The sequence below is a fragment of the Coleofasciculus sp. F4-SAH-05 genome (assembly GCF_040222985.1).
GTDB classification, from domain to species: Bacteria; Cyanobacteriota; Cyanobacteriia; order Cyanobacteriales; family Coleofasciculaceae; genus Coleofasciculus; species Coleofasciculus chthonoplastes.
Genome location: NZ_JAVKBY010000039.1, coordinates 1 through 23,726 on the forward strand (window position 1 = coordinate 1; position 23,726 = coordinate 23,726).

General features: G+C 45.2%; 22 protein-coding genes. 14 read left to right on the forward strand and 8 right to left on the reverse strand.

Features of this window, described 5'->3' with window-relative positions:
* Positions 1-251 precede the first annotated feature (251 nt).
* From RIG27_RS04315 to RIG27_RS04335, 5 genes are all read left to right on the forward strand, one after another.
* A complete protein-coding gene (locus RIG27_RS04315; RefSeq protein ID WP_446342775.1) occupies positions 252-1,373 on the forward strand; it encodes a T3SS effector HopA1 family protein in 1,122 nt (373 codons plus the stop codon).
* A 250-nt stretch (positions 1,374-1,623) separates the two neighbouring features.
* Positions 1,624-1,815, forward strand: a complete 192-nt coding sequence (locus RIG27_RS04320; RefSeq protein WP_446342777.1) for a hypothetical protein — start codon at positions 1,624-1,626, stop codon at positions 1,813-1,815.
* Between the two features lie 98 nt (positions 1,816-1,913).
* Positions 1,914-2,153 carry a hypothetical protein gene (locus tag RIG27_RS04325; RefSeq protein ID WP_446342779.1) on the forward strand — a complete coding sequence of 80 codons (240 nt, stop codon included), beginning with the start codon at positions 1,914-1,916 and terminating at the stop codon, positions 2,151-2,153.
* Entirely contained in the window at positions 2,153-2,593 is a 441-nt protein-coding gene (locus tag RIG27_RS04330; RefSeq protein ID WP_446342781.1) for a nitrogen fixation protein, read from the forward strand. Before RIG27_RS04325 ends, RIG27_RS04330 begins: the two co-directional genes overlap by 1 nt.
* A gap of 632 nt (positions 2,594-3,225) precedes the next feature.
* The gene (locus RIG27_RS04335) at positions 3,226-3,402 is read left to right on the forward strand and encodes a hypothetical protein (RefSeq protein ID WP_446342783.1); all 177 of its coding nucleotides are present in this window, start codon (positions 3,226-3,228) and stop codon (positions 3,400-3,402) included.
* A gap of 164 nt (positions 3,403-3,566) precedes the next feature.
* On the opposite strand, the gene RIG27_RS04340 is transcribed toward RIG27_RS04335, so the two are convergent.
* Positions 3,567-4,322, reverse strand: coding sequence for a peptidylprolyl isomerase (locus RIG27_RS04340; RefSeq protein ID WP_446342785.1), 756 nt, complete (start codon positions 4,320-4,322; stop codon positions 3,567-3,569).
* Between the two features lie 258 nt (positions 4,323-4,580).
* Positions 4,581-6,182, reverse strand: coding sequence for an HlyD family efflux transporter periplasmic adaptor subunit (locus tag RIG27_RS04345; RefSeq protein WP_446342787.1), 1,602 nt, complete (start codon positions 6,180-6,182; stop codon positions 4,581-4,583).
* 172 nt (positions 6,183-6,354) lie between these two features.
* Here RIG27_RS04345 and RIG27_RS04350 point away from each other — a divergent pair, with 172 nt between their 5' ends.
* Positions 6,355-6,537, forward strand: a complete 183-nt coding sequence (locus RIG27_RS04350) for a hypothetical protein (RefSeq protein ID WP_446342789.1) — start codon at positions 6,355-6,357, stop codon at positions 6,535-6,537.
* A gap of 211 nt (positions 6,538-6,748) precedes the next feature.
* Here the strand turns inward: RIG27_RS04350 and RIG27_RS04355 are convergent, their stop codons facing one another.
* Positions 6,749-9,502 carry a peptidase domain-containing ABC transporter gene (locus RIG27_RS04355; protein WP_446342791.1) on the reverse strand — a complete coding sequence of 918 codons (2,754 nt, stop codon included), beginning with the start codon at positions 9,500-9,502 and terminating at the stop codon, positions 6,749-6,751.
* Positions 9,503-9,505: 3 nt separating this feature from the next.
* On the reverse strand, positions 9,506-10,078 hold the full coding sequence (locus RIG27_RS04360) for a helix-turn-helix domain-containing protein (RefSeq protein WP_446342793.1): 573 nt from the start codon (positions 10,076-10,078) through the stop codon (positions 9,506-9,508).
* A 649-nt stretch (positions 10,079-10,727) separates the two neighbouring features.
* Here RIG27_RS04360 and RIG27_RS04365 point away from each other — a divergent pair.
* On the forward strand, positions 10,728-11,828 hold the full coding sequence (locus RIG27_RS04365) for a tetratricopeptide repeat protein (protein WP_446342795.1): 1,101 nt from the start codon (positions 10,728-10,730) through the stop codon (positions 11,826-11,828).
* Between the two features lie 367 nt (positions 11,829-12,195).
* Here the strand turns inward: RIG27_RS04365 and RIG27_RS04370 are convergent, their stop codons facing one another.
* The 4 genes from RIG27_RS04370 to RIG27_RS04385 form a co-directional block, all read right to left on the reverse strand.
* A complete protein-coding gene (locus RIG27_RS04370) occupies positions 12,196-12,375 on the reverse strand; it encodes a hypothetical protein (RefSeq protein ID WP_446342797.1) in 180 nt (59 codons plus the stop codon).
* Between the two features lie 314 nt (positions 12,376-12,689).
* Positions 12,690-13,658, reverse strand: coding sequence for an ADP-ribosylglycohydrolase family protein (locus RIG27_RS04375; protein WP_446342799.1), 969 nt, complete (start codon positions 13,656-13,658; stop codon positions 12,690-12,692).
* Positions 13,659-13,747: 89 nt separating this feature from the next.
* Positions 13,748-14,746 carry an SPFH domain-containing protein gene (locus RIG27_RS04380; RefSeq protein WP_446342801.1) on the reverse strand — a complete coding sequence of 333 codons (999 nt, stop codon included), beginning with the start codon at positions 14,744-14,746 and terminating at the stop codon, positions 13,748-13,750.
* Between the two features lie 69 nt (positions 14,747-14,815).
* On the reverse strand, positions 14,816-15,244 hold the full coding sequence (locus RIG27_RS04385) for an NfeD family protein (RefSeq protein WP_446342803.1): 429 nt from the start codon (positions 15,242-15,244) through the stop codon (positions 14,816-14,818).
* On the opposite strand from RIG27_RS04385, the gene RIG27_RS04390 reads away from it, so the two are divergent.
* From RIG27_RS04390 to RIG27_RS04420, 7 genes are all read left to right on the forward strand, one after another.
* The gene (locus RIG27_RS04390; protein WP_446342805.1) at positions 15,238-15,426 is read left to right on the forward strand and encodes a hypothetical protein; all 189 of its coding nucleotides are present in this window, start codon (positions 15,238-15,240) and stop codon (positions 15,424-15,426) included. The genes RIG27_RS04385 and RIG27_RS04390 overlap by 7 nt on opposite strands.
* Before the next feature lie 128 nt (positions 15,427-15,554).
* Positions 15,555-17,534: a PP2C family protein-serine/threonine phosphatase gene (locus RIG27_RS04395; RefSeq protein ID WP_446342807.1), complete on the forward strand. Its 1,980-nt coding sequence runs from the start codon at positions 15,555-15,557 to the stop codon at positions 17,532-17,534.
* A gap of 508 nt (positions 17,535-18,042) precedes the next feature.
* Positions 18,043-19,668, forward strand: a complete 1,626-nt coding sequence (locus tag RIG27_RS04400; protein ID WP_446342809.1) for an NB-ARC domain-containing protein — start codon at positions 18,043-18,045, stop codon at positions 19,666-19,668.
* Positions 19,669-19,758: 90 nt separating this feature from the next.
* Entirely contained in the window at positions 19,759-21,615 is a 1,857-nt protein-coding gene (locus RIG27_RS04405; RefSeq protein ID WP_446342811.1) for a protein kinase domain-containing protein, read from the forward strand.
* A gap of 56 nt (positions 21,616-21,671) precedes the next feature.
* A complete protein-coding gene (locus tag RIG27_RS04410; protein ID WP_446342831.1) occupies positions 21,672-21,857 on the forward strand; it encodes a DUF6888 family protein in 186 nt (61 codons plus the stop codon).
* Complete coding sequence (locus RIG27_RS04415) at positions 21,841-22,347, forward strand: DUF6887 family protein (protein WP_446342813.1); 507 nt, start codon at positions 21,841-21,843, stop codon at positions 22,345-22,347. Before RIG27_RS04410 ends, RIG27_RS04415 begins: the two co-directional genes overlap by 17 nt.
* A 35-nt stretch (positions 22,348-22,382) precedes the next feature.
* On the forward strand, positions 22,383-23,600 hold the full coding sequence (locus RIG27_RS04420) for a ribonuclease III domain-containing protein (protein WP_446342815.1): 1,218 nt from the start codon (positions 22,383-22,385) through the stop codon (positions 23,598-23,600).
* Positions 23,601-23,726: the final 126 nt, after the last annotated feature.

Consider the following 23,726-nt stretch of genomic DNA (forward strand, 5'->3'; position numbering starts at 1 on the left):
CTATATGAGTAGTGCTGTTACTCTTAACTCCAGTAGGTAGACTAGCTTAAAATCTGCGAAAGTCTTGCGGTGAGATAATCCGAGAGTAATTTCAAGGGGAAATTTCCCCTTAAGTTGACACCAATGGGCACTGCCGTGCCCATCCGTGTCAACTTAAGCCACTACCCCCTCACCCCCAACCCCTCTCCCACCCTGGGGAGAGGGGAGTAAGAAGGAAGCGTAAGTTCCAATATATTTAGTGACAAACGATTATGCAATTACTTGATTCTCCTCAAACTCAGCGAACGACTGGGACCACTGGGCGATTACTGGAGGTTTTGGAAGATATTGTGAATAAAGTGGAGATTCAGTCTGATTTCTGCATTCGTCATCCTGATTACAAACCCTTTGAATTGCCTGCTGAGGTGGTTGCCCGTTTTCAGAAAATGCCTGGGGATATTCAGCGGAAATATCTGAGTCTGCAACTGCGGAGTTTTCTCTATGGGATTTATTACAATGGCTCGATGCGAACCGCCCTCGCACCAGAGGCGGATTCAAATCCTCTGCCACTAGACCTAGAAAATAATACCATGTTGGGGGTAGATTTGGGGTTTTATCAGCGATTGCATGACAGCAATAGCGGTACTGGCTATTTTGATGGAGGTTGGTATGTTCTCAGGCAGGAAAATGATGGCAGTTTAGCGGTGACGAAGGGGAGTTTGAGGCTGCATATTCAGCGCGATAAGCATCTTCAATCATTTGAACAGGCTGCTGTTGTGGGTGATTCGGTGGCTATCCGGATGCCTAAGAATTTTGTGCAGAACGGCTTTTATATGGCGGTTGGCAATGTGGGGTCAAATCGTCTTGAGGATGCAAAGGGTGAGTCGGTGACGGTGCGTATCTACTTCAATTTGACTCCTGAAGGTGCAGTTGCTGTTATGGGTAGCCTGACACGGCGGCTAAATGAGAAGGCGATTCCTTTTAGTTTCAAGGTTTTGTACAATCCAAAGGATTATGGGCGGCATGATTCAGGGGTGCTGTACTTCGATAAGAGTGACTATGAGGTAGTTAAGGACGTTTTGCCGGCTGTGTATGGGGAGAATCAAGCGTATTTTCAGGATGAGGTTCCTTTATTTACGATGCAGTTAGCACCGGGGTTGGGGTTGGCTGAGGAACCCGACCAAAAGTTTGCTGCTCAGGAAAGCTTTGGCATGAATCGGTGTCAGATTGTGGCGAATGGGTTGCTGGAGGCTTGGTATCAAGAGGATAACTCGCCAGAGGGGAAGATGACCTCTATACTTCAGCAATTCTCCCTCCTGGGAGTTGGCTTGCAGCGTGTCCATCTAAATGCTAACTCTGAAGACATCTACATGTTGGTGCAACTATGCGTCTGAAATTCCAAAATTACTGAGTTTTTTTATATTTTACATAATTTTTCTTCAGTCCAAGGAAATTATTGGGCTGTTTTTTTTATTCGTTTGGCTAAGAGTAAAAATTTCTTTGGAAATAAGTGATTTAGTTATTTGCAACAAAAAATTAAACTCTCTAGACTTGTGCGATTAATATTGGTATTATGGAATCATTAATTAAACATTAATGTTTGATTATAACGCAAAACAATCACTCATTAAAGGATGAACTCAAATGGCTTCTATCAAAATTGATAATCTAATACCGACTGGTGCTGAATTGTTTTTCGATTCTGAAAGTTTCATGGAGGAACTAAGTAATGATGAACTTATGGCAGTTTTAGGAGGGGCTACCGAGATCAAGCCTCTTTATAACGAATGCGGAGCGGTTGTCTCCTATGTCGTTGTGGGACCGTGTAAGCAATAAAACGCTAGTCCTTAAATAAATATAAGCAGATATCACAGATATCTGCTTACCCCTTCTGTTGCTTTGTAACGACCTATCTTATTAACAGGAAACTCAAAATGGACGAAAATCAAAGAAAACACCACGGTCAAATTGAAATTGCTGACCTGATTAGTGAAGCTGTTTCTAACGCGACGGCACGGCGGAACCAAGTTCTCGATTCAGAAGAGCCTTTGTCATCGTTGTCTGATGATCGGGCGGGAAGCGTTAAGGGTGGTCAGATTTTTCCTTTGGAGCCAGTCGTGTGTGGGGGGATGATGGGAGATCCTCAAGATATTATTCGGGGCAGGTTTGTTTAATGGAAGCCATCACTGCTAACAAGACCACGCCACTTTGCCCCAGTGCGCGGCCGGAATGGGAAAATAGTACTGTATTCGGGGTTGTTACTGGAAAAGTGGAAGAACCCCGTGTTGCTTATCTCAACCAGAGGCAGCCTGTCACGGATGAACTGATAGCACTATCTGCTTCAGTTACACCGACCGAAGTTTTTCGGATTTCAGCACCGTGCGCGACGAAAAGTTGTCAGCATTTTGATGGCACAAATTGTCGCCTAGCGATGCGAGTTGTAGAGCAATTACCTGCTGTAGTAGAAGAATTGCCACCCTGTTCTATTCGCAGAGACTGTCGGTGGTATCAGCAAGAAGGCAAGGTAGCTTGTATGCGTTGTCCGCAAGTTGTCACGGATAACTACAACCCGTCTGAACAAATACGTCAAGTGGCGACGCCGACTGCTGGTTAAGCAAAGCTACCAGATGACTTTAAGTAATGCAAGCAGCAGCAATGAGTCATCCTTTGACAATTCTCAGATTCAGGTAGGAACTCTCCAACCTATAGTGCGTCGTTCAGCTTGGAATAGTCAGTTAGCCTTCTTAAATATTAGAACGAAGTAAGCTCTAGACCGAGTATAGACAAACGCAGAGGTGTTGAGAAGTTAAAGTTAATTAGCTGAGCTTGATTCAAATCGCACTGGAAGCAGCCTTGTCCCTGCCTTAAATTTACTGCTCATGCAAATCCGCTAATAAGCCTAAGGTTCAGCTAAACAATCGGCTACTTCAACCCAAGATAAACCTTGGGTTGATTTTTTTTAGTTCTTTTGAAGGGAAACCATAAAGGATGCGATATAGATATAAAAAGGAAAAAAGGTTTTTAATTATTTCTTCAATCATCCTGATTTTTCAAGGAAACAATCTGTTTTGAATACTTTTAGTCAGCCCTGGGGTAATTTTAATCAAAAAAAATCAATATTTATTTCCATAATCTAGCAAATAAAACCTTGAAATACTAGAAAAAATACTATAATATGGTAATGGAATGAGGCAATTAAAACTCTAATTCCAACTGCAACAACTTTAGTTAGGAGTACATTCTCAAATGTCTACTATCACAATTTATGATCTGCGTCCTACTGGTTCTGAGCTGTTTTCTGATTCTGAGAGCTACATGAAAGATTTGACTGAAGAAGAAATTGACATACAGGGTGGACTTACGCCCTTCGTTGCTGCTTTTTTAGCAGGCGCACTTGTCATGGAATACCTCCATCATCATTGAGTAGTAATAGCTTTCTCTAACTGAAGATAATAATCACTCATGAGGCTAAATTTGCAGCCTCATGAGCTTTTATAAAATCTAACTTTGAGTTTGCTTTAACGTGGCTTAAAGTAATATTCAATCGCTAAATTTGTGGATTGGTACTTTGGCTTTAGGGTGAGAATCTAAGCTGCTTGACTGTTTGATTTGAGCTTGCTAACAACTTCAACTTGCTCAATTTGCTGCTTCCGCCACCCAGCAAATAAATCTGACAGAATTTGATAACGCAATTTATCATCCAACTCCGGCTCAATAATCTCCTCCACCAAAATCAGATGTACCCCCTTAGACGTTAAAATTGGCTTAAGCACCTGCGGCGGTGTAGCAGCAAAAACAGCAGCAGAAATCTCTGGTTTCAACTCCTTACGACCCACTATCCCCTGATATCCCCCCTTTCGGCGTAACTCTGTATCCTGAATGTATTGATGAGCCACCTCATAGAAACTCATCTCGCCTTCTTGAATCGCATAGAAGAGTTCCATCGCCAAATCTTCATCATCCAGGACAACTTCATACATAACAACCCCAGCATAATCCAACTGATGTTCAATAAAAAAGGGTTCAACTTTGTCCGCAAATAGATGGTGCGCCAACTTCCCAGAGATGACATTGTTGTAAATTAATTCTTCAAAATCATCTAGAGAAAGACCATTTTTTTGTAACCATGCCTTAGTTTCCTCCGCACTGTTAAGTTTGCTGATTAACCGTAGGCTGTCTGCTGCTTTCTGAAGTTCCTCTGTCTCCACTTTAATCCCTGCTTCCGCTGCAGCATCCGCAATAACCTTGCGAGTAACAATTTGCTCAACTATCTCAGGAATCTGACACGATAGCTTGACTTGATGCAGAATATCCTCATGGGAAATAGTAATTGCTTTTGACATGATATACTCCTCAATTCTAACGTTTTACTGGAAATCTATAAACTATTGTAGAGACGCGCCATGGCGCGTCTGGGCGGGTTTAATCACATCTTGGTGAAACCGAAAAGTTGTAGAGACTTTGCATGCAACGTCTCTACTAACGTTGCGCCACATAACGTAAAAACTAAGCTCCTCAATTAGGTGATTGTCTGTCTATTTAAACCAGCCAATGTAAATCGGTTAATTTTCCTGTAAACCCGAATCCATAGTGTCAAAACTCTAAAGTTCAAACCCCCCTTTTTGCAACTTCTTAAACGGATCAAGAATAAAATCAATAATCCGACGCTGGCGGACAATCACCTCCGCCGTTGCTGTCTGTCCAGCCGCCAAATCTATACAACCTTGTGAACTTTGAATACAAGTCTGTTTCAACTCAATTTCCAGGTCAAACGTAGCTATCTGACCCTGCTCAGTTTCCGTCACCTTAGACGTAGGTGAAATCTGACTCACCGTTCCTTCAACTACCCCGTAATCTTGAAACGGATAAGCATCAAACTTCATCTTGACCGGCATCCCTTTACCCAGCGTTCCACTTTCAGATGTCGCCATCTGCGCCCGCAGGATAAGGGAAGCATTCTTGGGGGCAATTTCAGCAATTAACGTACTCGGTTGTACTACCGCCCCAGTTCGTTGAATCGGTAACTGGAAAATCGTCCCATTTACAGGGGCACGTAACACTCGTTGTCCTAACTGAAATTCCCAAGCTTGAATCTGACTTTTACTCTGAGAAATTTCGGCTTTAAGCGTCGTAACTTGGGTTTGCAGCTCTTTGATCTGTTCTTCACTTTTAAGCATAGCAATATCCCCCGAATGACTCAAACTCTGATAGCTCTTTTGCTGCTCTTGTAAACGAAGTTTGGCTTGCTCAATATCAGACTGAGCTTGATGAATAATCCTCTGATAGCTACTTTGTTGCTCTTCCTTCCGTAGCTTAGATTGCTGAACATCCGACTCCGCTTGTTCCTGCAATCGTTGCCGTTCTTGAGCCAAATCTTCCTGTTCAACTACCTTAATTTCCGGAACCACACCTTGCTCCTGAATTTGGCGGTAACGTTGGACTTCTCGTTGTGCCTTAGCTAAACGAATTTCTGCTAAATTCAAGGCAGTTTTGCTATAGTCAAGGTTTTTCTCTGCCTGATTGACTTGAGCCAGTTTCTCCTCTTTTTGTAAATTGTAAGAATTCCTGAGAGACTCCAAATTCTGCCGTGCTTGCTCCACTTGAGCCTGTTTTTCCAAGGCTTGAGCTTGGTTCTGTTGCTGTTGAGCGCGAACTCCCAGAAGTAATTGGTTTTTCATCAATTCCAACTGCGCCAGCCGATTTTGTTGCCCTTCTAATCTCGTCTGAGCTTGCTGAAGTTCGCTCTTAATTTCCTCGGATTCCAGTTCCAGTAACGGCTGTTTGTTGGTGACAAATTGACCTTCCTTGACTAAAACCTTAGCTACTGTCCCCGCCACGGGTGCATCCACTTTAAAAACGTTACCCTGGGGCTCTAGTCGTCCTCTAGCACTCCCGGTTTCATCTACCTTAGCTAACATTGTCCAGGGTAAGACAATCCCCGCAAACACGACTAAGAAATACAACAACCCCCGCGTCCAAACTCGCGGTACAGTATCAATCAGTTCCTTGGTCAACGATGACCAATCTTCACTAATCAGTTCAGATGAATTTACCTGATTGGGTAGTGCTGTTTGAGCCGGATTATTAGTCATAATCGCTTCAGACAGTTCTTTCTCACCACTATAGTGTCCATTCCGACTCCCTGGTTCCTGTGTCGATAGGTTTGGCATATTAGTGTTGAGTGTTAATTGTTCATTCTTCATTGTTCATTGGAATTTATAAGCGGATGTCTGAGACGGATTAAAATGTCATGCTGAACCCTTCACTTTGCTCCAGGGAAAATGCCGCGATCGCGTACTGACGTATCTCAGACTATAATGTAAACTAGAGATTCTTCGCTTCTGTTCCTTCGCTTCGCTCAGGACAGCGCTCAGAATGACAAAGTACACTAAATCGGTGGACACAATTGAAGTTAGAGATGGAGATTGTCATTTGTCATTTGTCATTTGTCATTTGTCATTTGTCATTTGTCATTTGTCATTTGTCATTTGTCATTTGTCATTTGTCATTTGTCATTTGTCATTTGTCATTTGTCATTTGTCATCTGTAATGATTTAAAGTTTGTTAAGCTGTCATGCATTTAAATTGGGTATTAGTAACGATCAAGATGCGTATTAGTAGCGAGCAAGATGCTCGCACTACAATGCTTTCGCCATTATTGACATTAAGGTTTAAATGCCGAACAGATTAAATTGTTTAGTACAGCGAATAGAGGTTATGTTCAGATCCTTAGACATTTTCTAATTTCCATTAGCGATTAACTGTTAATTCAACCCGTCATCGTAAATTGCTGCTGATTGAGGTAGAAATACTGACCCCGTTTTGCCATTAATTCATCATGAGTTCCACTTTCCACCAAAACCCCTCTATCCAACACCAAAATTCGGTCAGCATTCCGGACAGTTGACAGGCGATGAGCAATCACCAATGTTGTCCGATTCGTCAGAATCGTATTCAGATTAGTCTGAATAATCCGTTCCGATTCAGCATCAAGATTACTGGTGGCTTCATCTAAAATCAACAATCGCGGATTTCCTAATAAAGCACGGGCAATCGCAAGGCGCTGTCGTTGTCCCCCCGATAACATTCCTCCCCCTTCACCAATTTGGGTTTCATAACCCATCGGCAATTCCTTAATAAACTGATGCGCTCCCGCCTGTTTAGCCGCTTCAATTACATCATCCAACGTAGCTTCGGGATGACCCACTGTAATATTGTCCCGTATTGTACCCCCAAATAGAAACGTATCCTGGTCAACCACACCAATTTGTTGTCTAAGCGATCGCAGGGATAAACTGGTAACATCATAGCCATCAATAAGAATCTTCCCTTCAGTCGCAGGATAAAGTCCCAAAACCAACTTAGAAATCGTCGTTTTCCCCGAACCACTACGCCCAACCAGCGCCACCATTTGCCCTGGCTGCACCTCAAAACTAAGATTTTCTAGCGTATTCAGATCACTTTCTGGGTGGTAACGAAACGTGACTTGCTCAAACCGAATATGTCCGCGAATCGGGGGTAAAAATTGACGAGATGACGAGTGTAAATCTTCCTCCGGTTCAGTATCAATCACATCATTAATCCGCTCCACCGCAATCACCACTTCCTGCAAATCATTCCACAACACAATCAGCCGCTGAAAGGGACGAATCACATTCCCCAGCAACATATTAAATGCAACTAATTGCCCAATCGTGAGTTCATTTTGAATCACCAGCCACGCCCCAAACCAGAGTAAGGCTGTCGTGACGACTGCTTCAATAGTTAAGCTAAATGTTTGCAGCGTATTACCAATCACCTGCCCAGAAAAGGACGTTTTAATCGACTTGCCAAGCAAATCCTCCCAATGCCAGCGCACCGTCTGCTCAACCGCCATAGATTTGACAGTACGAATACCCGTCAGGGATTGGATTAAGTAGCCCGTTTCCTCCGTATAAGCCCCAAAAATCTCACGGGAAACTCGCTGTAAAAAGGGTGTCGCAATTAACGCCAATAACACAAATGGTGGTACAATAACTAACGTTAACAGTGCCATCTTCCAACTGTACCAAAGCATCAACCCGACATAGATGAACACCGTCAGTAAATCCAGCAGAATGGATAGGGCTTCACCCGTAAGAAAACGCTGAATCTTGCGATTTTCCTGGACACGGGAAATGATGTCTCCCACATAACGAGACTCAAAGAAACTCAAGGGAAGCCGGAAGGTATGGCTAATAAAACCGACAATCAGCGCTAAATCGACTCGGTTGGCGGTATGATCCAGAAGGTACTGCCGCAAGCTAGTCATGGCGACTCTAAACAAGCCAAAGATGAGTAACCCTAACCCGACGGCGGTTAACGTCAATGTGCTGCGCTGTACAACCACCCGATCCAACAGCAACTGAGTAAATAGGGGTGTAATCAGTCCAAAAATCTGAATCAAAACCGAAGCAATCAACACCTCCAGCAATACCAGTTGGTGGGGTTTCACCAGCTCAAAGAATTGCCAGAAGGGGGTGCTGGCTGCTTGAGCCTGTTTGAGCAGGGCTGTAGGTTGGAGTAATAAGGTATAGCCTGTCCAATCCGCTTTAAATTGGGCATAAGTTAGGCTACGCTGACCAATAGCCGGATCAGCCACAATCACGCGATCGCGTGTTACTTCATAAACGACAATATAGTGCTTCCCTTGCCAATGGACAATCGCAGGTAACCGTTGTTCAGCCAGTTTATTCAGACTGGCTTTTACCGGACGAGTCGTAAACCCAATACTCTCAGCAGCGGCGGCTAACCCCCGCAGTGACGCGCCATTGCGGTCAACATTGGCAATATCCCGCAGGCGATTCACACTAAACCGCTTCCCCCAATAGCGCCCCACCATCACCAGACAAGCAGCACCGCAATCTGAGGCACTTTGCTGGGCAAAGAAGGGATAGCGTCGGGTGATTCGCCCCCACCACTGACCCACTTTTACGGTAGGGTTGGGGAAGTACGCCCGACTTATCTGGGACTGGGGTTTTCGTTCCTCAGACAGTTGAGACATGACAACCGCCTCAGAGTGACTGGGAAATGCTGTAACCCCTGGGTTGTCCGTCGATTGGCTAGTGTTTGCCCCCCTCACCTGTGAATCTCGGCGTACTGCACTGGCGTACAGATGCTCTTTTATCGAAGGATACTGGCGAATGAGCGATCGCAAAACATCACCGGGAATATAGCAAAGCCTCAACTTGACGGAAGCTCTAGCCGCATAGGGGTGGAATTCCTCCTCTGGAAACAGAGTGAGTTCACCAAATGACGCCCCCGTCTCTAGTGACGTAATTAAATCATCCGTACTATTGAGTAGTCTGACTTTACCCGCCAAGATAATATAGAGTCCCACCGTCGCCTCTGCTGTCTGCCAGAACCGTTTACCTGGGGTTGGCTGGAGAATTTCAATCTGCTGAAAACAGTTTGAGAGTTCCCTATCTGAAAGAGCCTGTCCCAAGGTTTGGGCAAGTTGTTGACCAAGCTGTTCCTGGGAAAAAGTTGATGACTTCTGAACCATGAGTTAGTTACTGGTCTTGATAAAATTGAGTGACCACGGGAGTTCGGACTCACAAGCAGATTGCAAGTCCCCAATTCTGATGCGAGAGCCTTGAGGGGTTTCCAACTCCGTTACCTCTGGTGCTGAATCAGATTTGGGTCGAGTGGAGAGTCCCATCTTCTTGAGCAAAAGGTTAACATTGCGATCGCTCACCTCAATCCCTAACTCTTTCGCCAGATGCTTACTTAACCATTGCCCGGTCCATCGCCCAAAGGAATAGCCATAATCACGAGGACTATGGCTCACCAGTTCTTTCAACCGCTCTAAATACTGATCATTCACCGTCTTCGGGCGACCAATCCGACTCTCTTGCCATTGGTGTGCCATTCCCGCACGGGCGACGTGTATCCAATGCCGTGCGGTTGCTGGACAACACCCCAAGGTTTGACAAATTTTGGCTTGAGATATCCCTTCATCTGCCAGCAACATGATTTCAATCCGCTGGCGGTACTTTTCCGGTAAATCCTCTTGCAGACTTTTTTGCAGCAGTTTGCGCTGAAACGGTGTTAGATGCTGACCTGATGTTTTCACCGTCATCTCTCCTTATGGAATTTCAGTTATGGCGAATCACTGAGCGTCAACCATCAAGGTGATGATTTCCCCTTGCCGATACAGTCACAGGTTGGTTGCGTTTGTCACGCTTGTGACTTACAAGTCACTATTGTGACAATTATTTCGCTAGTTGTCAATCTAGTTGCGGCAATAGACAAACACCCCTACAGACAGAGGAAAGTATGTCGGCTAGAATTGGGGAGAATTAAAAGTCACAGCCAACTCGCTTGAGTAACAGTCACAAGTGTGGATGAGCTAGCCAGCGATGAATCAGAGTAAGCAACCCCGGTCTAAAGACACGGAGCTTCAGCTAATTAGCTGAGGTTATGCTTACCAGCCTAAGTGTCACGCGCACTACGTTATCGGCAAGAGTTAAAGACCTACCAGTAGATGCGATAGCCAGTCTACTGCTCTAGAACCGAAAAGTTAAACAGTTTTAAGGTCACTGAAACAGTGCTTTTTGGATAGTTACCGACCGATAACATTGGCGAGGCTAACCTTACCCCAGAAATGGGAGACAATAGGAGGGGCAACCATACCCCTCCACCCCGAAAGGGGGTATGCTTCTTAAACCGCTACCGCGCGTTCCTCTCCGGTCTGAAGACACGGAGTTTCCCGCAACGGAAGAGTTTTTATGAATCAAGAGGAGTTCGAGGAAGCATTTAATCGGCTAACACCCCGACGCAAGCAGGTGTTACGACGAGTATTGGCGGGTGAAACCGATGGCGCGATCGCCAAGTCTCTGGAGATTGGAGAAGCGACAGTCAGAAAACATATTGAACGGATTTGTCAAACATTAGGCTTAGACAATAACCATGCCGATGAGCGCCGCTACAAACGCTTGGAAGTCGCTAAGCTCGTGGCAAAGTACAAACCTGAACTACTCACAGACTCCACCCCTGTCACTGCCAATGAAGTGACACCCGAAACAGCCAATGCCAAAGACACCAGTGATGCTGAGCGAGGGGATACCCAAACCCTTGAGTCGGCAAAGTTAGCTGAACCCTCTCAAGATGAACCTGATGTCATCTGGCAGTTACCGGCAATGACTCAACCTGTCCGCGAGCAGCTCCTCAAAACCTTCAGCCAACTGATTGACGAGGAACCCAAACGGAAGCAAATTGCTAAAAATCTCAACAAAATTGGCTATGAACGCTACCTAGACGGGGACTTCCAAAGTGCTGCATTTTATTTACAGTGGGCAATTGAATTTAATCCCAACCTAGGCGGCGCTCACTACAACCTGGGTTCAACCTATGAAAAGCTGGAAGATAGTGAGCGTGCCTACCACCATTACCAAGTGGCAGCCAACCACAAGGGACGCGCCGCCGATGCTGCCCTGAGTAACCTGGCTCGTTTAGACATTTTGGCAGGAAACAGCGCTACAGCGATTGAGCGACTCTTACCAAGAATAAACCAGGTTAAGGATGCTTCGGTGAAATCCTCTGTCCACAAAAATCTGGGTTGGGCGTATCTGCTGCAAAAACACTATTCTGACGCCCAATATCACCTGCAAAAGGCAATTGAATTAGATAGCGAACGTGCGGCTAGTTACTGTTTACTGGCACAAGTGCAAGACATTCAAGGGGACGAGGAAAGCGCTCTGGCATCATGGGCAAACTGCCTTACCTATGACACCAGAGACAAGAGACGAAAAGAAGTCGCTTGGAGATCTCCGGAATTAGACTTCTGGCAGTTTCAGGCACGCGAACGCCTAAAACCTGTAGGCAATTAGGCAAAAACGTCTGGACAACGAGTGACGTTTTCCGTTCCAGGTAGCGGTACTAGAGTTCGACATCAAGGATTAGGAACAATTGGCACATCATTTTCATCATCCTCATCCTCCTCCTGAATAGAGTGAGTAGACATAGAGTTACCGATGAGTGCAAAGTAATACATGGCTGTAGCCAACTAAAGTTCACAACAAATCAAGACTGCTGTTCACACTCACATCACAATCTTCATCATGCTGGCGGTGCTTGGCAGTCATTTGACCGTTGAACTTAGAATAATTGGGGGAATTGCCTTCAAACCAGCTACCCGCGCCGGACGCTAGAAACTTTCTACAATAAGCGATAGACAGTTAGGGAATGTTGCTAAAATTAGGGGAATCCCCCAACTTTCTGACAGGGTTTGACTTGGCAATGGCGAGACCACAAGTTCTCTAATTCTAAATCTGGGCATTGCTTGCCAATATGTAAAGGAATACCAGCTAGCGATTGACTCCTATCAGCAATCACTAACCATTCATGTTCCAGAAAAGCGGTTACTTCCTCAACCACCCACTCCTTTCCCGTTGGGAGATGAACTGGGAAAATTCAATCCGTTGATGGGACATTCGGGTGAAAAGTCGGCATTTTCGTACAGGTATTTTATACCGTTCGGTTGTTTTGATTAACTTCCTTTTTTCGGTATACTGGGTAATAATTTCGATCCAGTTAATCTCTGCGGTTATTGGTTATTAGTCTCAAATCTTAACGACAAGAGGGCGGGTTTTGTTGATAAGTTATCGGTATACCCATCAATTAAACGGCTAAACCCGCCCCTACAATACGATATAACTTTTGTCTCCTTCTACCCTTTTACCTGTCATTGGTCATTTGTCCTTTTTTGAGTTTTCCGAGGCTATAGCCAACGCTAAACGCTGGGCGAGGTCAAAAATATCGTCTTTCCGGGCAATTTGGTCGCACCATTCTTGGGGAATTTGTTCGACACCGTAATACAGTCCGGCTAATCCGCCTGTAATTGCAGCCGTGGTATCTGTATCGCCACCTAAATTAACCGCTTTTAACACGGATTGGGGATAGGATGTGCTGGTTAAAAAACACCAAAGCGCGGCTTCTAAGCTATGAACGACATAACCACTCGATTGAATCGCCTCCATAGTAAACTGGGCGATTTCTCCCTCTAATACTCTGGCAAATTTATCGAGTTCTAATGTGTAAGGGGGTTGATTGTAGATTTCCTGAATCCTTTGAATTCCTTTAAAATAAGCCGTAGCTGGATCATCACCTTCTAGTAGTCGAATCGCTATACTGATATAAATACCACATGCCATCTGAGAACGGAGATGGGCATGAGTAATCACAGAAACCTGATGGACTCGATTAATTAATTCCGGGAATTCTATGGATTTATAATAAAAAGCCATGGGTAAAATTCGCATCAGTGACCCGTTGCCATTACTCCTTTCATCCCGACTCCCTGATTCTAAGGGTGAAACCTGATCCCAACGCAGGCGACGCAGGGCGGCTGCTGTCGTCATCCCAATATCAAAAACCGTTCCGTGAGGTGTCCAATAGGCTTGATCATGCCAACGACAAAAGGATTGTGCGATCGCGTCGAGGGAAAATCCCTGACAGAGGCTTTCAGCTAAACAGAAGGTGAGAGAACTGTCATCAGACCAGGTTCCTGGGGGTTGATTGTAGGTACCATAGCCCTGCATAGAGGTTACAGGCGATCGCAGGAGTTTCTCCCTCGTGGTAAATTCCACAGGTACACCCAACGCATCGCCCACACAGACTCCCAGGAGTCCGGCGAGGACTTGAGATTGGCGGGTTTCCATGAACAATTTCTCCCCACTTGAGACAGCAAAAAAAGGTGGGCTACGCCCACCCGAAAACGATGACAAATAACAAATGATCCTTTACCAGGTTAACGGTTATTGTGCGACTCAAAATTGAACGGTTCCGAATCCAACGATTCGCGATCGCCTACCATGGATCGAATCCCCTCAATCGTAGCTGGAATTGCACGGGGGTCCATAAACATCACCTTGCTACTATCGCTACTGCCAATCTCTTTACCCATCTCTAGGTAATTCTGTGCCAGTAAGAACTGCAGGGCATCACGGGCAACGGGATCATTCTTGAGTGTCTTCGCCACAATTTGCAGCGCCTCTGAGGTGGCTTGCGCCTTGAGAACGGACTGCTGGCGTTCGGCTTGGGCTTTGAGGACAATCGCCTTTTGTTGCGCCTCTGCGTCTAAAATCGCCGCCTTTTGTCGCGCTTCTGCATCTAGCACCTGGGCTTCTGCGTTCCCTCTGGCACTATTCACTGCCGATTCCCGTTCCCCTTCAGAGGTGAGAATTGCCGCCCGTTTGCGCCGTTCGGCTGACATCTGCAACTCCATTGAGTCTTGTACCGCCTTGGATGGCACAATATCCCGCAATTCCACCCGTGTCACTTTCACGCCCCAAGGATCAGTGGCAATATCCAATTCCCGCAGCAAGGTTTCATTCACTTCAGAACGCGCCGTAAAGGTTTGATCCAGTTCCAGTTTGCCCATTTCTGAACGAATCTGCGTCAACACTAAATTCACCATTGCTGCTTGCAGATCTTCTACCTTGTAGTAAGCTTTTTCCATATCCATGATCCGCCAATAGACCACGGCGTCCACGCTGATGGAAACATTATCGCAAGTGATGCACTTTTGGGGAGGAATGTCAAGCACTTTTTCCCGAATCGTTTCCTTAAATACGACGCGATCCAGAACTGGAATCATAATATTCAAACCGGGTTCCAGTTTTTTGCCACTGTATTTCCCCAATCGTTCCACTAACGCTTCATTTCCTTGATTAACAATCTTAATGGAGCTAGCCATCGTGGAACCGCCAAGCACCAAAATAATCAGCCAAGCGAATGGATTTATCATGGTATTACCTCCTAGAATTTTGATACTATGCAACCCGCCAAGAGTAGCCAGCGTTTTTCAACGGAAAATTTAATTTATGAGAGTCTGGGGAACAACAATGAGTGTGTTACCTTGACGGCGGACAACATAAACCTTTTGGTTGGGTGCGATCGCGGCCATTTCATCATCACAACGCGCTTGCCAGGAATTGCCTTCATAGAGGATGCGTCCCGTTTCTCCTGGGGGAATTTCGGTCAGGGTTCGAGCTTCCACCGCATCGAAACGCTTAGCGATCTTGGCGGCTGGGAGAATGCGACGAGATGCGATAACCAGCGCTGTGGATAGCGCCAACCATAGCACAACTTGTACCGGAAACAGGGGAATCATTAACGCCACCAGCGCCACGATTAAAGCGCTAATTCCCATGGTAAAGGCAACAAACGCCGTCGGCACGAATAGCTCCACCAGACAAAGCATTGATCCTGCCAGGAGCCAAAGTAAGGAAGGATTGAGTGACATATAAAAATCCAGTGAATCCTGGGTTGAAAGCCTTTTATTCTAGTTTAATTCGCCAGTCCGCCATTCTTGTAGGAGCTGGGGGAGCAGGGGAAGCTGGGGGAGCAGGGGAAGCTGGGGGAGCAGGGGAAGCTGGGGGAGCAACAGCTTATGAAAATTGGTCAATAACAACGGACAAACTATAGACACAGCGCCGTGTTTTGATTATGCTAATTAATTCTAGGGGAATGACGGGAATTAAACTCGGAATTGGAGAGCTTGGTATTGAAATACTTCAGTTGCCCATTCATTCCAGAATTATTTTTTAAGATTTATGAGTACTGAACAGCCGCAAACGAATCGTTATCTGTGGGCAGTAGGTGCAACAGCTGCATCGATTCCAGTGGGGGAAATTGTTGCCGAACGGTATCAAGTCGTTGCGCCCCGAATTTGGCTAGATCTGCACCCAGAGGAGTTACCCCAGGCTCCCGATCGCATAAGTGGCATATTTCTCCCCTATCTACGCCTGTATCCCCATCGTTTGCACGTTCCAGAGGTTTATGGCGTTTGTTCCGGGGCAGACTCTCAATCGACTACGCCGATTATTTTGCTGGAAAATGTCCCGATTGACAACAACGGCGAACTCTATCCGGCGATTACTTCACAATGGTCAAAAGCCTCCCCTGTGCGTCAGATTTATTGGTTATGGCAAATTTTAGAGTTATGGCAACCCTTCGCTGAATTAGGTGTAGCCGCTACCCTGGTTGATCCCGAACAGGTGCGAGTCGAAGGCTGGCGGGTGCGACTGCGGGCACTGATTAGGAATGGAACGACGGATTCTGATCCCGCACCTGTTCCAACGTCAATCAGCCGTGACCAAAAAGACTCATCAACAGGTACATCTGGAGGTACAACAACCCTACCCCACTCCCGAACTCAGGCGAGTCTGCAACAGCTAGGAAAATGTTGGGAATCTTGGTGTCGCACAGCATCCGTGGTGGTGGCGGATCAACTGCGAGATATTGCCCAGCAAATGCAAACGCCTAACCCCTCCTTTGAGGCAATTGCCGTTCAGCTTAATCAGCTTCTGTTGGCTCAATCTTCGCAACAACCCTTACGTTTAGAAGTCGCTGGACTCACGGATACTGGTCCTTTACATGACCACAATGAGGATAGCTGCTATCCCCTGCGATCGGATTTGACCCCAGAACCTGATCCCCTAATTCCCCATCTCTCCCTCGTCTGTGATGGGATTGGCGGACATGAAGGCGGCGAAGTCGCTAGCCATATCGCCATGCAGTCGGTGAAAATTCAGGTGCGGGCGTTGCTAGCTGAGTTACTTGAAGATCCGGAACTGATGAGTCCGGATTTAGTAGCACAACAACTATCGGCAATTGTTCGAGTTGTCAATAATCTTATTGCCTCCAAGAACGACCAACAAGAACGAGAATCCCGGCGGCGCATGGGTACAACTTTAACCCTAGCCCTACAATTGCCGCAAACGGTGATTCAAGCGGATAGCGAAGGCAATAGTCACGAACTCTACATTGCCAGTGTCGGGGATAGTCGTGCCTACTGGATCACTCCCGACTACTGCCAACAGCTTACTGTCGATGATGATGTGGCAACGCGGGAAGTCAGGATGGGTCGAAGTTTTTACCGTCATGCCTTACAGCGCCCAGATTCTGGCGCATTGACCCAAGCCGTAGGAACCAAGGATGCGGAGTCTCTTTATCCCCATGTACGCCGCTTGATTTTAGAGGAAGATGGTTTATTGTTGCTCTGTTCAGATGGGGTAAGTGATAACAATTTGCTAGAGTCTGTTTATGCGGATTTTGCCAAAGATGTGTTCAATGGCAAGCTATCTCTAGAAGCAGCGGTACGGTTTCTGGTTGATCAGGCAAATCAACGGAATGGGTATGATAACGCCTCGGTTGTTCTCACCTATTGTGGTGTTTCTCCACAATATCCGGTGGTGTTGAATCTGGACGGATTACAACTGGAAAATAATGCCCAGACTATCGAGTTAGAGACTCAATTGCCAGCCACAGAGGAACCTGTTGGTGAGGAGGACGAGGAAATGTCCGAACCTATAGACGTTGAAGTCGCATCCTCTAGTCAGGATTGGTTCAAGATCATCTTAGGAGTTTTTGGGATACTGGTGATTATCCTCTCGGCGGGCGCTGCTGTGTTTATTGCCCAGTGGTTACTCAATCCCCAAGCATTCAAACAAATGCGCGATCGCTTTTCGCCTCCCCAACCGATAGAACAGCCTGAGCCTATCCCTGATTCACCACCCACATCAGAGGAGTAAGAGTTCCACTACTTGGATTATTTTGTTACCAATAGATCGAAACAATTGCAGTTCCCGCGCCAGTTCCGGGTTCTCTAGATTCAGTGCTTCCGGTTCTTTTGATTTGAGTGCGATCGCGCCTGTTTGAGGAGTTCGTTCGTAGTCAGGGCTTTAGCCCTAGATTGTTAAGAGGAAGTGTGCTAAGCCATTACCTTTGAATAAGGGCGGGTTTTGTTGCTCAGTTATTAATAAAAAGCTAGCTTGAATGGCTAAACCCGCCCCTACAATTAACTGGCTTTGCCCGATTTGGTATTGGACAGTACCAGGTAATTGCTCTTTAGCTCAAAAGTATATATGATAAAATTGTCACAACAAGCGTCAGCCTTCTGGAAGATTACTTTAGTTCAGGGCTGACTGGAGCGTGACTCAATTATTTGGGTCATGACACCTTTGAATGTGTGCTTTTATCCATAACGTTAGAAATTGCTCTAAAATCGATCTTGACAAATGGCAAAACTAAGGTGAGACAGTGCCGACTCTTAAAGCCTCTCAATGGGGACTCGCTAAAATCAAGCAAGCCAGAAATGAAAAGGGGTGGAGTTGGAGTCTTGATGATGACGACACCTGCTTGCTTGAGGCTAGTCGAATACTGGAACCGGATAAACCGTGGTATACTGGCGGACCTTATGCCACTGGACTCTCCCAAGGGACATGGAAACGGTTTTTAGCCGGAAGACAACCCATTAGTGCTCATGCCTTTAAAGCATATTGTCACGTTCTAGGACTCAACTGGGAAGAAATTGTCGATCAAGGCAAGACGACACCCTCCAATAGTCGTAGTCACCAAGATTGGGGAGAAACCATTGACATCTCCATCTTTTACGGTCGCACGTCGGAACTGAAACAGCTAGAGCAATGGATTGTCAAAGAACGCTGTCGTATCGTAGCACTCCTGGGAATGGGGGGAATCGGTAAAACCGCCCTGGCAGCGAAGGTAGCTGAACAGGTACAATCTTCCTTTGAATATGTGATCTGGCGATCGCTACGTCATGCTTCACCCCTGGGTGATCTCCTCAGTGAGATAATCGACTTTTTATCGGAGGGTAAGGAACTAGAATCACCTGATACCGCTAACGGTCAAATTTCGCGACTGATGGACTATTGCCAACGCCATCGCTGTTTGTTGCTCCTCGATGATGTGGAAACTATCATGAGTAGTGGCAGGTTAGCCGGACATTATCGAGAAGGGTATCAAGACTATGGGGAACTGATTCGGCGCATGGCTGAAGAACGCCATCAAAGCTGCTTACTATTGATTAGTCGGGAAAAACCGATAGAAATTGCCTCATTAGCGGGTACAAAACTCCCTGTTCGAGAACTCAAACTCAAAGGCTTAAGTGCGGAGGATGCCAAACGCATTTTAGAAACGAAAGGATTTTCCTCCTTAAAGTCAAGTGCTGATGCCCTGATTCAGCTTTATCGCGGCAATCCGTTAGCCCTAAAAATTATGGCGACAACGATCCAAGAAATATTTGACGGAAATATTTCGGAATTTTTAGAGCAAAGTACATTAATTATTGGTGATATTCTACCGAATGTTTTTAATCAACAATTCCAACGTTTATCTCCTTTAGAACAGGAAATCATTTATTGGTTGGCACTGGAAAATCAGCCGCTTTCAATTTCGGAATTAAAAGAGGCAATGAAGTTTTCGGTGACATCCTTATCGAAACTCCTGGCAGCGTTGGAATCCCTCAAACGCCGATCGCTGTTGGAAAAAGAACCCAATGCTGAAGCCAATGAAGCGATTTTCACCATTCAGCCGGCTCTGTTGAAGTATGCCACCAATCAATTTATTGACGAGGTGTGTCAGCAAATTTCAACTGTTTGTAAAACCAAATCCGTAAGTCAACTGGGGCTACTCAGGAGTCATGCCCTAGTCAAAGAACAGGTATCCGATGATCTGAAGGCGCTACAAATTCGCCTAATTCTTACTCGCGTCAGGGATCGATTGTATGTGTTAAAAGAGACAGATCGCCTAGATGATCAACTTAAAGCGATTCTTTCTATACTAGAAGGAACATATGACCAAATGGTGGGATATGCACGACTTAACACGATCAACTTACTGGATGCGATTGAAGGCAGATTGTAAGCAGACCCTAGAGGTTTGGCATAAGTGGCGAAGCAAAAAGAGATAAGTGATACTGCGACATAGCCAAGATTACTGTTTCTAACCCCCCTCATGATATACCCCAACCTGTTGCTTCAAAACCGTTATCGAGTCCTGCGAACACTCGGTAAAGGTGGGTTTAGTCAAACCTTTGAAGTCGATGATCAGGGAATTGCCAAAGTTCTGAAAGTTCTGAATCTGGATCGGTTCTATAGCCATGATGCGAAAGAAAAAGCTATATCCCTCTTTCAGCGGGAAGCCACCGTCTTGAGTCGGCTTCAGCATCCCGGTATTCCCAGAGTTGAGTCAGATGGCTATTTTGTCTGGTCACAGGGGACAGAAGTCTCCCTGCACTGCATAGTCATGGAGAAAATTGAGGGGCTTACGTTAAAGCAGTGGCGATCGCGTCGGAACAAACCGCTTCTGAGTCTAACTCAAAACCAGGCGATCGCGTGGTTGAAACAATTGGTCGATATTTTAGAACAACTGCACCAACAAGAGCTAATCCATCGAGATATCAAGCCCTCTAATATTATCCTGCGACCTAATGGACAACTGGCATTAATTGACTTTGGGGCAGTGCGGGAGATCACCGAAACCTACTTACAACGGCAAAAACAAGATGAAACTGGCACCGTGATTATCTCCAGTGGGTATACACCACCGGAACAAATGGAAGGTAAAGCCGTGGCGCAATCGGATTTCTTTGCCCTAGGTCGCACCTTTGTCTATTTATTCACAGGCAAATCCCCCAACGATTTTGAGTCTCATCCCCGGACGGGCAAATTGCAATGGCGAGAGAGTGCGCCGCAAATTAGCAAAGAATTAGCGGATTTAGTCGATTATCTGATGGCGACGTTTCCCGGTCAACGCCCGCAAACCCCAGCCATGATTCGCCGTTGTATTGAAGAAATTATTGCGCCCACCCCCTCCTTACCGCCACCAGCACCGATTCCGATCAAGAAGCGATCGCCAATTCAGTCCAAAGCCAAAGGACTGATGTCTCTGATTACTCAGTTATTGCCTATTTCCACCTCACCCAATCCCTGGGAAAAGGTAAAGCTGCGCCGGACTCTTTCTGGACATACGGATGAGATTCGTGCCATTGCCATTAGTCCAGATGGGAAGACGTTAGTCAGTGGCAGTTATGATAAAACGATTAAACTGTGGGCATTACGCCTCGGCAAACCTTTGCATAACGTAACTGGACATAGCCACCGTGTAACCTGTGTGGCAATTAGTCCAAATGGTCAGATTTTAGCCAGTGGCAGTTATGATAAAACCATCAAGCTGTGGTCACTTAGCACCGGAAAACTGCTCAATACCCTGGTCAGTCGTGCGGATCGGGTGCGAGATATTGTATTTAGTCCTAACGGTCAGATCCTCATCAGTAGTGGGGACTGTGAAATTAAACTCTGGGCGGTACGGACGGGCAAACTGCTACGTATTTTAGCCGGAAACTCCAATTCAGCCCGACATATTGCCTTTAACCCCGATAGTCATAGTTGTGCCGTGGGCAGTTTGAATGGCACCCTAGAACTGTGGAATCCTCATAATGGTAAACCGCTAATCACGTTTACCAATCAATCGACGAGCATTACTTGCCTAGAATTTAGCCCAGATGGTCTGATCCTTGCCAGTGGTAGCAGTCGGGCGATCACACTCTGGAATCCCCAAACGGGTAAATTATTACGGACGTTTGCCCCCGAGTCACCAGGGGTAGCGGCTTTGGCATTTAGTCCTGATAGTCAAGTTCTCGCCAGTGGAAGTGGTGCGCTAATTGAATTGTGGGATACTCAAAATGGTCAACGATTAACCAAGCTGTCAGGACATACCCAACCCGTTCGTTCTCTAGGGTTTAGTCCCCATGGGGATATTCTCGTCAGTGCGGGGAGCGATCGCAAAATTAAGCTTTGGCAGTCGGTTTAAAAAAAGGGTGGGTTTCACCCTAATTATTTTTTACAGTAGTGAATGGAGGATGAAAAATTTTTCCAACGGCAGCCCAGGCATCGAAGTGTTACTTAGTTTGTTATGCTTTAACCAGGATGTACCAGCCTATTTTCCTCGTTCGCATCGATGAACGCACAGGCAATCTGTTTATTCTGGCTGGGGACGATATAGAAATATTAATTGACCCTGATGGTGAGTTAATTTATGACGATGCAACCTAATTTTCAGACAATGAGCAAAAAGGAATTACGCTCCTATTTGCTGGCTCATCGAGATGACGATAGCGCTTTCTATGCTTATGCAGATAGAGTCTATGACTCGGTAGCAACAGTAGAAGCAGCCGTTTTTGAGTGGTTAAAGCGTCAGAATACTCACCAGGATATTACCAAGGTTCCGGACAAGCGTTTAAGGTTTAAAATGACAGATGAATACGAAAAAATTAAGAGAATAAAAGTGCATATAATGACTTCTTCGATAGCTAATCATAAAACCCTATTGGAGATGAATATCAAAGATATTGCTATGGATAGCAAGAAAGATGAAGTTGATTTATTTCTAGTTTTTGTTAGTGAAAATTATCAAAATGCACTGAATTTAGAAAGAGAGCTAACAGAAGTATATTCCAACAGTATTACTAAATCTTCACGAGTTGTTGGGTATGTTGACTCGGATGGAAAATTTAAGGCAATTGAAAACCTAGATTGCATCTAAAATTGCTACTATCAGTTCAATTTATAGTTTGAATTATGGGTATAGATATAGAGGCGGTTAAAAAGGCAATCAAAATTCCTGAATTTAAGCATACGGAATTGCTTGAAATTGCCCTGACGCATCCTTCATATATCTATGAAGATCGTAACTTAGATAAGCAGCAACAAGTCAAACAGGAGCGTGATTACAGAAGGCTGGCAATTCTGGGCGATGCAATTTTCAATGCTGTTGTAATTGACTATTTACATAAAAATGACTCTACTCTAAATCAAGGTAAAATTACTGAGTTTAAAAAAAACCTGGTGAGTCGGAAAAAAGCTTGTGAATTTGCCCACAAGTTAAACTTAAGGAAGATCTGTAGACTTGGAGGGAGTGAGAAAGATAAAAATAAAAGTGACCAAGTCAATCTATTTGGTGAGATGTTCGAGGCATTAGTAGGCGCGATATATCTGAATTTTGATCGCAACTTATCTCCTGCCCGTGATTGGTTAGTTAATCACTTTATCAAACAGTCTGTGGATGAGCTGAAAGAACTGGAACCAACTGAAAAAGAATCATCGCAAGATGGTTTACAGACAACCAGTACCGTAAACGCTGACGAAGCCACTTTATGGCAAAAGAAAGCAGAAGCTGATGCGCTAATAGCTAATAATGAGGAATTACAGAAACTTGTTACTTGGGTAAATAAAAAATCTCTTAAATTTGAACCTCATTACCAACCCGTAAAAGTCCGAGCATTTTACCTGGCTCTCATTTGGTTGCTTGGTCTTACATTTGCCCGTAAACTTGACCCTAATTGTTCTCCGGGTAAAGCTCGTCAATTTTTCCCTTGCTTTAATCGTGCCTGTGACGTTGTTCTTGATATTGCCTTTTTTGATAACCCTAATACTGATCCAGCAAATGTTATCGTTTCTGTCTTTGCCCTTGACTTTGAGCCTGAATTGAAGCAAGCATTACAACAAATTCAAGCTGAACTGCCTGACCTTGATGAAGAGAAAGAACGTTTTGAAGATTGGCGGCAAAATAAGGGTCAAGACTGGATTGAGGAAATAAAGAATATTTTGGGTCACGATTTACAGTTGAACAACGAGCAAAGGAATTTACTCAAGCAATATTATAATGCCAATAGATGTCTGTTGGAGGAGCTGAATAGCAATTCTAATGTAACTGTAACTCCCACAGTCAGAGAGGAAATTAAAAATAAGCTGTTCGGCATTGAAACCTTAATGTCAAAAACTGCAAAACCCTTGTAATGCGTTAAGCGAAGCCATGCCGCAGGCTTTGCATCTTGCTCGCTACCCATTCCCAATTTAAATGCGTGACAGCTCACCTTGTTTTTACCCAAAAGATTAGTAAAAGTAAGACACAATGGCTATATC